The organism is Brevibacterium sp. FME17, from assembly GCF_014897515.1.
Taxonomy (GTDB): Bacteria; Actinomycetota; Actinomycetes; order Actinomycetales; family Brevibacteriaceae; genus Brevibacterium.
In genome coordinates, this window is sequence record NZ_JABUYD010000004.1 from 1 (window position 1) to 13,256 (window position 13,256).

14 protein-coding genes are annotated in these 13,256 nt (G+C 61.0%); 10 read left to right on the top strand and 4 right to left on the bottom strand.

What is annotated here, in order from left to right; genetic code table 11:
* Window positions 1-347: 347 nt before the first annotated feature.
* Complete coding sequence (locus INT40_RS05160; RefSeq protein ID WP_413463170.1) at window positions 348-1,022, bottom strand: SOS response-associated peptidase; 675 nt, start codon at window positions 1,020-1,022, stop codon at window positions 348-350.
* 52 nt (window positions 1,023-1,074) lie between these two features.
* Here INT40_RS05160 and INT40_RS05165 point away from each other — a divergent pair, with 52 nt between their 5' ends.
* The 5 genes from INT40_RS05165 (at window position 1,075) to INT40_RS05185 (ending at window position 5,895) form a co-directional block, all read left to right on the top strand.
* Window positions 1,075-1,590 carry a MarR family winged helix-turn-helix transcriptional regulator gene (locus INT40_RS05165; protein ID WP_101574539.1) on the top strand — a complete coding sequence of 172 codons (516 nt, stop codon included), beginning with the start codon at window positions 1,075-1,077 and terminating at the stop codon, window positions 1,588-1,590.
* A 162-nt stretch (window positions 1,591-1,752) separates the two neighbouring features.
* A complete protein-coding gene (locus INT40_RS05170; RefSeq protein ID WP_193095696.1) occupies window positions 1,753-2,919 on the top strand; it encodes an acyl-CoA dehydrogenase family protein in 1,167 nt (388 codons plus the stop codon).
* 1 nt (window position 2,920) lies between these two features.
* Window positions 2,921-3,979 (top strand): enoyl-CoA hydratase/isomerase family protein, encoded by a 1,059-nt coding sequence (locus INT40_RS05175; protein WP_101574530.1) that lies wholly within the window; start codon window positions 2,921-2,923, stop codon window positions 3,977-3,979.
* Window positions 3,976-4,752 carry an enoyl-CoA hydratase gene (locus INT40_RS05180; protein ID WP_193095697.1) on the top strand — a complete coding sequence of 259 codons (777 nt, stop codon included), beginning with the start codon at window positions 3,976-3,978 and terminating at the stop codon, window positions 4,750-4,752. Before INT40_RS05175 ends, INT40_RS05180 begins: the two co-directional genes overlap by 4 nt.
* A gap of 153 nt (window positions 4,753-4,905) precedes the next feature.
* Window positions 4,906-5,895: an NAD(P)H-dependent flavin oxidoreductase gene (locus INT40_RS05185; protein WP_193072588.1), complete on the top strand. Its 990-nt coding sequence runs from the start codon at window positions 4,906-4,908 to the stop codon at window positions 5,893-5,895.
* 12 nt (window positions 5,896-5,907) lie between these two features.
* On the opposite strand, the gene INT40_RS05190 is transcribed toward INT40_RS05185, so the two are convergent.
* Both INT40_RS05190 and trpS read right to left on the bottom strand, forming a co-directional pair.
* Entirely contained in the window at window positions 5,908-6,957 is a 1,050-nt protein-coding gene (locus INT40_RS05190) for an App1 family protein (protein ID WP_101574527.1), read from the bottom strand.
* A 52-nt stretch (window positions 6,958-7,009) separates the two neighbouring features.
* Window positions 7,010-8,008, bottom strand: a complete 999-nt coding sequence (gene trpS, locus INT40_RS05195; protein ID WP_101574526.1) for a tryptophan--tRNA ligase — start codon at window positions 8,006-8,008, stop codon at window positions 7,010-7,012.
* A 338-nt stretch (window positions 8,009-8,346) separates the two neighbouring features.
* Here trpS and INT40_RS05200 point away from each other — a divergent pair, with 338 nt between their 5' ends.
* From INT40_RS05200 to INT40_RS05215, 4 genes are all read left to right on the top strand, one after another.
* Complete coding sequence (locus INT40_RS05200) at window positions 8,347-10,566, top strand: carbon starvation CstA family protein (RefSeq protein ID WP_101574525.1); 2,220 nt, start codon at window positions 8,347-8,349, stop codon at window positions 10,564-10,566.
* A gap of 45 nt (window positions 10,567-10,611) precedes the next feature.
* Window positions 10,612-10,854 (top strand): YbdD/YjiX family protein, encoded by a 243-nt coding sequence (locus tag INT40_RS05205; protein WP_193095698.1) that lies wholly within the window; start codon window positions 10,612-10,614, stop codon window positions 10,852-10,854.
* A gap of 161 nt (window positions 10,855-11,015) precedes the next feature.
* On the top strand, window positions 11,016-11,426 hold the full coding sequence (locus INT40_RS05210) for a DMT family transporter (protein ID WP_219618919.1): 411 nt from the start codon (window positions 11,016-11,018) through the stop codon (window positions 11,424-11,426).
* Window positions 11,427-11,428: 2 nt separating this feature from the next.
* On the top strand, window positions 11,429-11,755 hold the full coding sequence (locus INT40_RS05215; RefSeq protein ID WP_101574537.1) for a DMT family transporter: 327 nt from the start codon (window positions 11,429-11,431) through the stop codon (window positions 11,753-11,755).
* A gap of 106 nt (window positions 11,756-11,861) precedes the next feature.
* On the opposite strand, the gene INT40_RS05220 is transcribed toward INT40_RS05215, so the two are convergent.
* Window positions 11,862-12,674 carry an exodeoxyribonuclease III gene (locus tag INT40_RS05220; protein ID WP_180959074.1) on the bottom strand — a complete coding sequence of 271 codons (813 nt, stop codon included), beginning with the start codon at window positions 12,672-12,674 and terminating at the stop codon, window positions 11,862-11,864.
* 84 nt (window positions 12,675-12,758) lie between these two features.
* On the opposite strand from INT40_RS05220, the gene INT40_RS05225 reads away from it, so the two are divergent.
* Window positions 12,759-13,247, top strand: coding sequence for a GNAT family N-acetyltransferase (locus tag INT40_RS05225; RefSeq protein WP_101574522.1), 489 nt, complete (start codon window positions 12,759-12,761; stop codon window positions 13,245-13,247).
* Window positions 13,248-13,256 lie beyond the last annotated feature (9 nt).

Here is a 13,256-nt window from a genome sequence, read left to right on the forward strand (position 1 = left end):
ACGCTATTGGATTCTCAAACCACAAACACTCACCCGTCACCACAACCCCCAAAAAGGGCGTGTACACCAGGGGTGTCAGTTTCAATTGTGCACGTTCTGCCTTGCGGCCCGCCGTACCAGCGGATGTTAACTCTACAGTGTTGTTTGGGCCTTCGCAACTTGAAGTTCATCTTCATTTTGCTGGGATCAAACCTGATCAGAGTAACCGTTGCCGTTCCTTGCGGGCTGGCAACTCGGTACACACTACACACATCCAGCGCGGTGCGCAAAACGAACTGGTGTCGGCCCGTTGGCCCCGCTCCCGGGCGCTGATCGCACGGCGTTTTCGGCGGATGCGCAGAAGTCACTCACCCCACGGGGGCGGTGAGTTCTGGCCCGTCATTGCGAACGTTTCCCACGCTCTTGCCCACTTTATGGCGGGTCACGCTCGCGGGGTCGACCTGCGCGAGAGCCGTTTCCAACAGTGGGGGAACGTCGGCGCTCGGGACCGCGGGGTCGATCCATCCGTCAACTGCTCCACGATCAAGGAAGACCGGCATCCGATGATGGACATCGCTCAGGTGTCCGGCGGCTTCCATCGTCAGTATCGTCGTCGACACCAACCAGGACTGGTCTGGCTGCTTCCAAAATTCGAACAGGCCAGCCATGAACAGCGGGTCCTTACCGGCAGCCGACATCATCCATGGCTGCTTGCCATCCTCAGTGGTCTCCCACTCGTAATACCCGGGAATCGGAAGTGCACAGCGACGCCTCTTGATGGACTGCCGAAACATCGGCTTCTCAAGAACTGTCTCCGAGCGTGCATTGAATGCCTTGAACCCGATCTTCGTGTCCTTCGCCCACCCAGGGACCAATCCCCACGAAGCAGTCTCCAGTCGACGCGTCAACTGTCCTTCATCATCCAGTCGCTCCACAACGATCGGCACGAAAGACCCCGGAGGTACGTTGTACCTGGGCGTGTAGTCATAGGAAATGACGTCGAGGCGGAGCTCATCGGCAAGATCTGCCGGATCGAGAGACATATTGAGTCGACCACACATGCGCTTATCTTCTCACTTCACTACACTGTCGACAATGGCGGCGGAAAAGACATCAGCGAGCAGACTCGACCCGATCGAGGAGTCCAGGAAGCAGTGGCTCGCCCACGGTTGGCACGATTCCACCGATGGCATGACGACCGTGATCTCGGTGATGAGAGTCCATCAGCTGTTTCTGGCCAAGGTCGATGCCGCCCTGAAACCATTTGCGCTGACATTCTCCCGGTATGAAGTCCTCACTCTCCTCTCCTTCACCAAGTCGGGGACTTTGCCGATGTCGAAGATTTCGGCCCGCCTCCAAGTCCACGCCACGTCGACGACAAACTCGGTTGATCGACTCGAGAAGGCCGGCCTCGTGAAGAGGCGCAGTCACCCCGATGACCGTCGCACCACGCTCGTAGAGCTCACCGAAGTCGGTCGCGAGCTTTCTGCACGCGCGACTTCCGCGCTCAACGACGAGGTATTCAGCTCACCCGCGCTGTCGGGGGCCGATCTGGGCAAACTCCTCCCCCACCTTGAATCACTGCGGTCCGAGCTCGAAGACCACGCCTGACTCTGCCGCTGAGCGGTTCTCCACCCTCCCCTGTTAACTGCACATGATGGAACAGACTGACTTTAATTAGTTGGACGTCCAAGTAATTTCTCCGTATCGTCGTGAACGTCATCACGTATGCGACAAGCCTCAATCGTGAATAGCCCTAACCGTGGAGGAATCATGTCCCGCAGCACAGCAGCTGCCCTGCCGTTCGGCCTCACCGAAGAACAACAGACAATCTCCGGTATGGTGCGCGAATTCGCCGACTCCGAGATCGCTCCGCATGCGCTGGAGTGGGACGCCGAGCACCACTTCCCCGTCGACGTCATCAAGAAGTCCGCCGACCTGGGCATGGGCGGAATCTACGTCAGCGAAGAAGCCGGCGGTACAGGAATGGGTCGCATGGATGCTGCCCTCATCTTCGAAGCTATGTCGACAGCCTGCCCCTCGGTCGCTGCATACATCTCCATCCATAACATGGTGGCGTGGATGATCGACAAATACGGAGATGACTCGCAGAGGTCGAAGTACCTCGCTCCCCTGGTCGCCATGGAACACCTCGGCAGCTACTGCCTGACTGAGCCCAACGCCGGTTCCGATGCTGCTGCTCTGCGCACCTCGGCGAGGGAAGACGGTGACTCCTATGTACTCAATGGCGTCAAACAGTTCATCTCCGGTGCCGGCACCTCCGAAACATACCTGGTCATGGCACGCACCGGTCAGGACGGTTCGCGCGGAATCTCCGCCTTCATCCTCGAAAAGGGCATGGAAGGCCTCTCCTTCGGCCCCAACGAACAGAAGATGGGCTGGCGCGCTCAGCCGACTCGCCAGGTCATCATGGAAAACGTGCGTGTACCGAAGGAGAACCTCCTCGGTGAACCAGGTCAGGGCTTCAAGATCGCCATGTCCGGTCTTGACGGTGGACGGCTCAACATCGGAGCATGCTCACTCGGCGGTGGGCAGTCCGCGCTGGAGAAGGCCATCGACTACATGGGCGAACGACAGGCCTTCGGAACCGAGCTCTCCGCATTCCAAGCCTTGCGATTCGAAGTCGCGGAGATGCAGACCAAACTCGAGGCCGCTCGCTCCCTCCTGTGGCGGGCCGCCAACGCCTACGATGCGGGCGATCCGAACACCTCGCTGCTCTCTGCGATGGCCAAACTGACAGCCACGGATTCGGGCTTCGATGTCGCCAACAGGGCACTCCAGTTGCACGGCGGCTACGGCTATCTGACAGAGTATGGAATTGAGAAGCTGGTGCGTGACCTGCGCGTCCACCAGATTCTGGAAGGCACCAACGAAATCATGCGCGTAATCATTTCGCGCAAGAGCACAGGAGTGGGCTGATATGACGACTGAAGCTGCGGCAACGCCGGGCGAACCCTCCGTCATCACCTCGAGTCACAACGGGGTGGGACGGATTGAACTCAACAAACCGAAACTGATCAATGCACTGGGCCAGGACATGGTGGGCGCCATCGATGACGCTCTCAAGAGCTGGCGCGACGATGAGACGATCAAGGCTGTCCTGGTCACCGGACGCGGCGAACGCGGACTGTGCGCCGGAGGCGACATCAAGGCCGTCTACAACGACATTGTGGCCGGAACCGATGAGAACGCCCGATTCTGGAATCGCGAATACAAGATGAACTATGAGATCTCGCAGTTCCCGAAGCCCTACGTCGTGATCATGAATGGCATCACAATGGGCGGCGGAGTCGGAATCTCGGGCCACGGTACACACCGCATCGTCACCGACTCCACGAAGATCGGGATGCCAGAAACCGGAATCGGACTGTTCCCGGACGTCGGCGGCACCCACCTGCTGGCCAATGCCCCGGGCCAGCTCGGAACCCACCTGGCACTGACGGGTCTGCCGGTCGGAGCAGGAGCCGCGCTGGCCATGGGCCTGGCCGACTACTACGTCACCGACGCAGATGTGCCGGCACTCATCGCCGACCTCGAAGCAGGTGGTGACGTTGAGACCGTGATCGGGCGCTACGCCGCCGATGCTCCGGAGAACGAACTCGCCGAGGCCGCAAGCTGGATCGACGAATGCTATACCGCAGACAGAGCAGAAGACATCGTCGCAGCGCTTGCCGCGCATGCGAACCCCGATGCCAACGCTGCCGGGAAACTGATCGGCTCCAAGGCCCCCACCTCGGTGAAGGTGACCCTGGCCGCCGTACGCAAGGCTAAGAACATGTCCTTGGCCGAGGTCCTCGAACAGGACTACCGCGCAGCCGTCGCACTGACCCGTCGCCCGGATCTCAAGGAGGGCATTCGCGCGCAGGTCATCGACAAGGACCGCAACCCCCAGTGGTCGCCGGCTTCGCTCGACGAAGTCAGCGACGAAACGGTCAACGACATTCTCACCACCGTCCACGAAGAGAAGGTGTTCTCATGAGCAATTACGAAACCATCCTCACAGCCGTCGACCAGGGCGTCGCCACCATTACGATCGACCGCCCGAAGGCGCTCAATGCGCTGAACATGCAGGTGCTCACCGACATCACAGACGCAGCCACCGCATTCGACGCCGACGATGAGGTCAAAGCGATCATCATCACCGGCAGCGGCAAGGCCTTCGCCGCGGGTGCCGACATCAAGGAGATGTCCAACCTCGACTTCGCCACCGCCTTCAAAGCCGACTGGTTCGCCGGTTGGACCCGCCTCACGAACGTGCGCAAGCCAGTCATCACCGCTGTCAACGGCTTCGCCCTCGGCGGCGGCTGTGAGCTGGCCATGATGGGCGACATCCTCGTCGCGTCGACGAAGGCCAAGTTCGGCCAGCCCGAGATCAACCTCGGCGTCCTGCCGGGCATGGGCGGGTCCCAGCGACTGACCCGCGCCATCGGCAAGGCCAAGTCAATGGACATGTGCCTGACCGGACGCATGATGAATGCCGAAGAAGCCGAGCGCTCGGGCCTCGTGGCACGCATCGTCGAGCCCGATGAACTGATTGCCACGGCCAACGAGATCGCGCAGACGATCGCATCCAAGTCCCGCATCGCCTCGGCGATGGTGAAGGAAGCGGTCAACACCGCATTCGAAACGACACTCGAACAGGGACTGCGTTACGAACGGCGCCTCTTCCATTCCACTCTGGCCACGAACGACCAGTCCGAGGGAATGGCCGCATTCGTGGAGAAGCGGGACGCGAACTTCACGGATTCCTGATCCACCCCGCAATGACACGGATCTGCTGACACAGGCAGGTTCGATGGCGCAGACGAATCGACTCGTCTGCGCCATCTTTGTCTCTGCCTGATCGACCACTTTTAACAATCGTTCAGTTAGAGTAGGAATGTTCATCCACCCAAAGGAGTCACAATGAATTCTTTCGACAATCTTCTCTCCCAGCTGCGGCTTCCGGTGCTCGGCTCCCCCATGTTCATCGCATCCGGTCCTGAGCTGGTCAAAGCCCAGTGCCAGTCCGGCATCATCGGGTCCTTCCCCACACTCAACGCCCGCCCGGCATCCATGCTCACCGACTGGCTCGACGAGATCTCCGAGTCCAACGCCGCGTTCACAGCCGCGAATCCGGCTCAGCCGGCCGCGCCGTACGCCGTGAACCTCATCGTCCACCGCTCGAATAACCGGTTGGAAGAGGACCTCGCCGAGGTGGTTCGCCACCAGGTGCCCATCGTGATCACCTCTCTGGGTGCACGTGAAGAGGTCAATGAAGCCGTCCACTCCTACGGCGGCATCGTCCTCCACGACGTCATCAACAACAAATTCGCACACAAGGCAGTGGAGAAGGGCGCCGACGGCGTCATCGCCGTCGCTGCCGGCGCCGGTGGCCACGCCGGAGCGCTCTCACCATTTGCTCTGGTCCAGGAGATCCGGTCCTGGTTCGACGGACCGCTGCTGCTCTCGGGAGCGATTGCGCATGGCAGGTCGATCCTCGCTGCACTGGCAGCCGGTGCTGACTGCGCCTACGTCGGCTCCGCATTCCTGTCGACGGCCGAAGCCAACGTCACCGAAGACTACAGGCAGATGATCGTCGACTCCGCCGCCGAGGATGTTGTCTACTCCAGCTACTTCACCGGAGTCAAAGGCAACTACCTGCGCGGTTCCATCACCGCTTCCGGCCTCGATCCCGACAACCTCCCCGAGGCCGATCCGACGAAGATGGACTTCGGAACAAGCGACGGCTCGGACTCGAAGGCCTGGAAGGACATCTGGGGATCGGGTCAGGGAATCGGCGTGCTCAGCTCCAAGAGCACCACTGGCGAACTGGTCGACGACCTGGCCACACAGTTCGAGGCTGCGAAGATGGAACTCGACTCTCGAGTACGCACTTCCGAACGCGTCGGCTGAGTCAAAGAGCACTCAGATCGTGGAGATGATGCCCCGTTCGGTCAGGCGCGAGGACAGCCCTGCACCGTCCGGGGCATAGATCCACGGCACACCCTGCCCGCGACCGTGGCGCTTCGAACGACCGCCGGCCCAGACCGCTTCACCGACGGTGAGCTGACGGATGGCGACGGCGGCGACATTGTCGGGGTGATTGTCCACGAACTCTCCGTAGACCTCTTCGTCCTTCTGCCCGTCATCGCCGATGAGCAGCCATTTCATCCACGGGAACTCACGCGAGAGGCGCTCAAGGGAATTGCGTTTGTGCTCCTTGCCCGAACGGAAGGCCCGAGTCGTCGTCGGCCCCCAGTCGGTGAGAAGCAGGGGCCCCATCGGGTACAAGTTGCGGGAGAGGAACCGTTTGATCGTCAGGGCCGAATTCCAGGCTCCCGTGGACAGATAGACCATCGGAGAATTCGGGCGCATATAGGTGATCCGGTCGTAGAGAACGGCCATTCCCGCCACCGGCGACCTGGCATGCTCGCTGAGAACGAAGGTGTTCCACGCTGCCAGGAACGGCCGCGGCAGTGAGGTGACCATGACGGTGTCGTCGATGTCGGAGATGATGCCGAACGTCGAGTCCTCGCCGATGATCGTCACCGCAGCCGAATCTACGAGCGACCCATCGGTCCACAGTTCAATCTCGGTCTCACCGGGCTGAAAGTCACCGGGAATGACCGTGTCGATGATGCCGCCCCGGTCGGCGGTGACCATGTGCTCCTCGTCATTGACGCGCACCCAAGCCGCGTCATTGGGCAGAGGCACACTGACGAAGGACTTCCACCCCCGGATGCTCGCCTGCAGATCCGCCGCAGGCTGACCGGTTGGAGTCAGGACCAAACGGCCGAGCACCCTCACCCAGCCGGTTCCCCCGTATGTGTCATAGGCGATGACCGTGCGCTGATAAGTGTGGTCGGTGGCCCGATTCTGCAGCCAGCCGTTGAAGCGGTCTTCCATCCGTGCCGCGGTGTGCAGCATGTCCGGAGTCAGATTCAGCGGTCCCTCTTCGGGTTTCTTCTTCGCCACGGTTCTTCCTTCACACTCATCGCACGGCAGGTCGGATCGGGGTGAGGCCAGCTCAGACGAAACCGACCTTGTCGTAGACGTCTCGCAGGGTCACCTCGGCGATCTCATTGGCCTTAGCCGCACCCGCATCGAGGATGGACTGGAGCTGTGCCCGGTCCTGCAGGAGTTCATTGGTGCGTTCACGCACTGGGGTCAGGGCTTCGACGGCGATCTCGGCCAGGTCGACCTTGAGGTGACCATACATCTTGCCTTCGTAGTCTGCGACGATGTCATCGACTGACCTCGATGTCAGCGAGGAGTAGATCGTGAGCAGGTTCGAGACTCCGGGCTTGGCCTCCGGATCGAAAGCGATTTCCTTGCCATCGTCGGTGACCGCGGACTTGATCTTCTTCGTCAGCGACTTCGCGTCGTCGAGGATGTCGATGCGGCCCAGCGGGCTGGGCAGAGACTTCGACATCTTCGCTGCGGGGTTCTGCAGGTCATAGATCTTCGCGGTGGCCTTCAGGATCTGTGCCTCGGGGACGACGAAAGTCTCACCGAACCGGTAGTTGAAGCGTTCGGCCAGGTTCCTGGTCAGCTCGAGATGCTGGCGCTGGTCCTCGCCCACGGGCACCATCTGCGGGTTGTAGAGGAGGATGTCGGCAGCCATCAGCGCCGGGTAGGTGAGCAGGCCCAGGGATACATGCTCCTGCTTGGACGACTTGTCCTTGAACTGCGTCATCCGGCTGGCCTCGCCCATCGACGTGGTGCATTCGAGGACCCACGACAACTGAGGGTGGGCGGGGACCTGAGACTGCACGAAGATCGTCGACTTCTCCGGATCGATGCCTGCCGCAATGAACTGCGCCGCTGTGCGCAGGGTCCGCGCGCGCAGGTCAGTCGGGTCCTGTTCGACGGTGATGGCGTGCATGTTCGCGATGAAGTAGAAGGCATCATGTGACTCCTGATGCGCCACGAACTGCTGCAGAGCTCCGATGTAGTTACCCAGGTGCAGGGAGTCCGAGGTGGCCTGGATGCCGGAAACTGTGCGTGGCAGAGAAGAAGTCATCATAGAACTATGATGCCACTTCATCGCCGCGTCTTCGCAGACCACTCCGTGCGTGCCGGGGACTCGGACAAGACTTGCGCAGACGAGTGAACGACACTGGCGCTGCTGAACCGTCGGAATCAGGGAACACCAGCTGAAACGACGTTCGGAACAAGCTCGGCTGTTTTGGTGACCTCCGCCACCTCCACACCATCGGCAAACGGTATAGTGACGATGCAGATCACATGATTCATCGAGGTATCTCACATGGTTCGGTCTACCGTCAGCGGTGGGCCCGAGCCCGGTGATCATGGGCAACGAAGATTCGGTGCGCCGTCATCGAGCTCAACGAGGAGGAAATCTTGTCGGTCGAATATGTCAGAACCGAAGAGGGGCTGCCGCCGGTGGCTGTGGTCGAGAAGCCACGATGGACCCCGGTGAAGATCGTCATCTGGGTGCTCATCGCGCTGGTCGCGGCCGCCGGGTGGGCGATGATTGCGTTCGTGCGCGGAGAAGAGATGTCGGCCAGCTGGTTCGTCGCCGCTGCAGTAGGCAGCTACCTCATCGCATTCCGCTTCTACGCGAAGTTCATCGAATGGAAGATCTGCCGCCCCAACCCGAAACGGGCCACCCCCGCAGAGCTCAACGACAATGGACGTGACTTCGCGCCCACCGACCGCCGCGTTCTCTTCGGTCACCACTTCGCCGCCATCTCCGGTGCCGGCCCTCTGGTCGGACCGATTCTCGCTGCCCAGATGGGCTACCTGCCCGGCACTCTGTGGATCGTCCTCGGCGTCATCGTCGCCGGCGGCGTTCAGGACTACCTGGTGTTGTTCTTCTCGATGCGCCGTAACGGCCGCTCGCTGGGACAGATGACTCGCGATGAGCTGGGACGTACGGGCGGAATCATCGCCTCGCTGGGCATCATCCTCATCATGGTCATCCTCATCGCCGTCCTCGGGGTCGTCATCATCAACGCGCTGGCCGAAAGCCCCTGGGGCGTCTTCTCCATCGCGATGACGATTCCGATCGCCGTGTTCATGGGCGTCTACATGCGCTACCTGCGCCCAGGCAAGGTCGTCGAGGTCTCGGTCATCGGCATCATCCTCCTGCTCCTGGCCATCGTGGCTGGCGGTTGGGTCCACAATTCGCCCGTCTGGTCCGAGATCTTCCATCTCGACAAGGTGACGTTGGCCTGGTGCCTGATGATCTACGGCTTCCTCGCCGCCGTCCTGCCGGTGTGGGTGCTGCTGGCACCGCGCGATTACCTGTCAACATTCATGAAGCTCGGCACCATCATCCTGCTGGCCGTCGGCATCATCATCGTCAACCCGAGCGTGCAGATGCCGGCCGTGACCGAGTTCGCCTTCAACTCCGAGGGCCCTGCCTTCGCCGGAGCTCTGTTCCCATTCCTCTTCATCACCATCGCCTGCGGGGCTCTATCGGGATTCCACGCGCTGATCTCCTCGGGCACCACACCTAAGCTGATCGAAAAGGAATCCCAGGCCCGCCTCATCGGCTACGGCGGAATGCTCATGGAGTCCTTCGTCGCAATCATGGCTCTGGTGGCCGCGATCTGCCTCGACAAGGGACTGTACTTCGCGATGAACGCCGCCGAACCGCTTACAGGTGGAACTGCCCAAGGAGCATCGGACTTCATCAGCAACTCGTTGGGCATGTCCGGCGTCACGACGAGTCCCGAGATCCTCGAGCAGGCGGCCAAGGACGTCGGCGAAGAGAGCATCGTCTCCCGCACCGGCGGTGCCCCCACCTTGGCAATGGGTATGGCGCACATTCTCCACAATATCTTCGGCGGACCAGCATGGATGTCATTCTGGTACCACTTCGCAGTCATGTTCGAAGCTCTGTTCATCCTCACCACGATCGATGCCGGCACCCGCGTGGCCCGCTTCATGCTCAGCGACGCCCTCGGCAACTTCTCAAAGAAGTTCCGTGATCCGTCATGGACTCCGGGTGCGTGGCTGACGACGTTCATCATGGTCGCGGCTTGGGGGTCGATCCTGCTGATGGGGGTCACCGACCCTCTCGGCGGCATCAACACACTGTTCCCGCTTTTCGGCATCTCCAACCAATTGTTGGCGGCCATTGCCCTGGCGGTGGTATTCGCCATCGTGTGCAAGATGGGTCTGGCCCGCTGGGCATGGATCCCGGGCATACCGCTTGTGATCGACCTCGTGGTCACCATGGTCGCGTCCTGGCAGAAGATCTTCTCCTCGGATCCCGCCCTCGGCTACTGGGCACAGCACTTCGCCTATAAGGATGCCTTGGCGTCCGGGGAAACCTCCTTGGGCAACACCGAGGGGGCGGCGGCGATGGGTGCCGTCGTCCGCAACACCTTTGTGCAGGGCACGCTCTCGATCGTCTTCGCGCTGCTTGTAGCGATGGTTGTCGTCATGGCCGTATGGAAGTCCATCGAAGCCATCAAGAAGGGGTCGCTGCCCACTTCTGAAGAGCCCTACACTGAGACGAAGATGTTTGCCCCGGCAGGTCTCATCGCACGTAAGGCCGAACGCGAGGTCCAGGCACAGTGGGACGAGCAGTCCCCGCTCAAACGACCGTGATCGTGTTCTGAGCACCGTGACGACGACACCGAAAGGAGAGACAGCATGACCAGTGCAAGCACACATCCGCTCGAGCGTCTCGTGAAGGACCTTTGGGGTTCGCTTCGTCGGGGCGCGGCAGGGCTGCTGTGGTACCTCAAAGAGGTCATGGGCGAGAACGCCTACATCCATTACATGGAGTCCTACGAGCGCCGCCACGGCACTCGCGAGGGTGCCATGGGTGAGAAGGAGTTCTGGCGCGATCTCACCGATGAGCAGGACCGCAACCCGAAGGTTCGGTGCTGCTGACACTCGGTGCTTCTGTAAATCGGTGTTCGTGACGTTCGGTGCTGCTGAGCATTGGGAGCCCGGGTCCGTGTGGAGCTTTCTCCGCCCGGACCCGGGCCTTCGTCGTCTGATCGGAAGGGACACGATTTCCCTGCCAGATGACCATGCTCGATAATTGCCTGGTGCGCAAATGGTTATTTCTGATGGGCGCCGTCATCGCCGAGGTGACTGGCACGCTGGCGCTGAAGGGAGCCCTTGACTCCCCCGCCCTCTACGTCCTCGTCGGCCTCGGTTATGCCGCAGCGTTCGTCTTCTTAAGCCTCACTCTTCGCGTCGGCATGCCGTTGGGCATTGCCTATGGAATCTGGGGCGCCGCGGGAGTCGCACTCACAGCAGTTCTGTCTCTTGTCCTCTTCGCGGAACCGCTGACCCCCGTCATGATCACCGGAATCGTGTTCATCATGGCCGGCGTCATCCTCGTCGAGGTCGGCAACCGGGATGACGATGCGCGTCAGACTCTGCCGGACGCTCCGGAGAGCGATCGTGGTCGCCCAGGAGACGAAGACTTGAGTGCACCTGGAGACGAGTCATGATCATCGGCTGGATTCTGCTCGCCATCGCGATCGTCCTCGAGGTTGCTGCCACAATCTGTCTGCGAATGGCATCGGTCGGCGGCAGCAGGTGGTGGTATGCCGGTGTCGGCGCCGGCTACTTCGTCTCCTTCAGCCTGCTCAGCCTGACTCTGCGCACCGGCATTCCCCTGGGCGTGGCCTACGGGATCTGGGCCGCCACCGGAGTCGCGCTGACTGCTTTGGCCGGCCGCGCACTCTTCAAAGAGAAGCTGACACGGAAGATGCTCGTCGGTATCGGTCTCATCCTCATCGGCGTGCTGCTCATCGAGCTCGGCTCCTCATACGCCTAAACGACCGGCCTGCTGAAACACGGCAACCCTCCGGGCCCTGAGCAACATTAAGTGGACTGGTCCCCTGCAGTTGCCCAGCGCCCGGAGGGTTGCTGAGACGGTGGTATTACTTCGGACCGGGAAGGTCGTAGTCAATGACCAGTGGGGCGTGATCTGACCAACGCTCGGCCCAGCTGTCGGCCTTGTCGACCGTGGCCTTCACAGCCGCCTCGGCGAGTGCCGGTGTCGCCATCTGATAATCGATGCGCCATCCGGCGTTGTTGTCGAAGGCCTGCCCACGCATGGACCACCAGGTGTAGGGTCCGTCGACATCGCCGCTGAGTGACCGGTGGACGTCGACGAAGCCGACATCGCCGAAGAAGCCGTCGAAGTAGGCGCGCTCTTCGGGTAGGAAACCGGACTTCTTGCGGTTGGCTTTCCAGTTCTTCAAGTCTCGTTCGGTGTGGCAGACGTTGAGGTCACCGGTGATCAGTACGTGATCGGCGTGCTTCGCAAGCTCTGGCAGACGTACCGTCATCCGATCGAGGAAAAGGTACTTGTCCTCCTGCTTGGGGGTGTCGACCTCACCGGAATGGACGTAAGCCGACACGAGTGTCAGCAACGACCCGTCGCCGAGCCGATAGTCCGTTTCCAGCCACCGACCAGCCCGATCGAAGTACTCATCTGCACCGAGTCCTTCGCGGACCTCGACGGGCTGCGTACGAGCCATGACTGCGACCCCGGCACGCCCCTTCGCCTCGGCGTCGTGGCTGATCGTGGTGTACCCGGTGTCCTCGAGCACCTTCAGGGCGATGTCGTTGGCGGCCCGGACTTCCTGCAGTGTGATGAAGTCAGGTTTGGCACTGTCTACCCAGGTGGGCATCCCCTTTCTCCATGCTGCTCGAACTCCGTTGACGTTGACTGATGCAATTCGAATCATGTGTTCTATCATGGCATGAGCGCACTACTCATCCGGGCCTGGGCGTTATACAGTGATGGAAAGAAGCATATTTCAGGAGGCGTAATGGCTGTAGACGAGACTTTCGATTCTGAGCAGCTGAGCATCAGCCCGCTCGACGAAGTAGACGCCCGTGAGATGCGAGAGTTCCTACTCGGCGCGCAGGAGAACTTCTGGGGAGACCGGGACCTGAGCGGCGATCACGACGCCTATTGGTTCCACCAGTTTGTGAGCTCGGGAATGGTTGCCAGATACCGTTCGGAGATCGTCGGCTATCTGCTCGGCGTCATCCCCCATGACGGCCCGGCGTATATCCACCTGGTTGCTGCTCGGTCGGATTTCCGCCATCAGGGAATCGGTCGACGTCTGTACCAGCACTTCATCGAACACTCGCGGAAGTTGGGTGTCTCATCGGTGCAGGCGACAACCCTGCCGGATTCCTCGGCAGCGATCTCCTTCCATTCCTCGCTCGGGTTCACTGGTGAACTCATCTCCGACTATGCGGGCGCAGGAGATCCTCGCGTGTTCTTCGAACTCAAGCTCCTCGAAGAGTGAACTGATCAT

Bases quoted from the DNA above. Each gene is read 5' to 3' on its own strand.
- INT40_RS05180 (WP_193095697.1), top strand. From the start codon at position 3,976: ATGAGCAATTACGAAACCATCCTCACAGCCGTCGACCAGGGCGTCGCC.
- INT40_RS05220 (WP_180959074.1), bottom strand. From the start codon at position 12,674: ATGATTCGAATTGCATCAGTCAACGTCAACGGAGTTCGAGCAGCATGG.
- INT40_RS05165 (WP_101574539.1), top strand. From the start codon at position 1,075: ATGGCGGCGGAAAAGACATCAGCGAGCAGACTCGACCCGATCGAGGAG.
- trpS (WP_101574526.1), bottom strand. From the start codon at position 8,008: ATGATGACTTCTTCTCTGCCACGCACAGTTTCCGGCATCCAGGCCACC.
- INT40_RS05160 (WP_413463170.1), bottom strand. From the start codon at position 1,022: ATGTCTCTCGATCCGGCAGATCTTGCCGATGAGCTCCGCCTCGACGTC.
- INT40_RS05175 (WP_101574530.1), top strand. From the start codon at position 2,921: ATGACGACTGAAGCTGCGGCAACGCCGGGCGAACCCTCCGTCATCACC.
- INT40_RS05205 (WP_193095698.1), top strand. From the start codon at position 10,612: ATGACCAGTGCAAGCACACATCCGCTCGAGCGTCTCGTGAAGGACCTT.
- INT40_RS05225 (WP_101574522.1), top strand. From the start codon at position 12,759: ATGGCTGTAGACGAGACTTTCGATTCTGAGCAGCTGAGCATCAGCCCG.
- INT40_RS05185 (WP_193072588.1), top strand. From the start codon at position 4,906: ATGAATTCTTTCGACAATCTTCTCTCCCAGCTGCGGCTTCCGGTGCTC.
- INT40_RS05170 (WP_193095696.1), top strand. From the start codon at position 1,753: ATGTCCCGCAGCACAGCAGCTGCCCTGCCGTTCGGCCTCACCGAAGAA.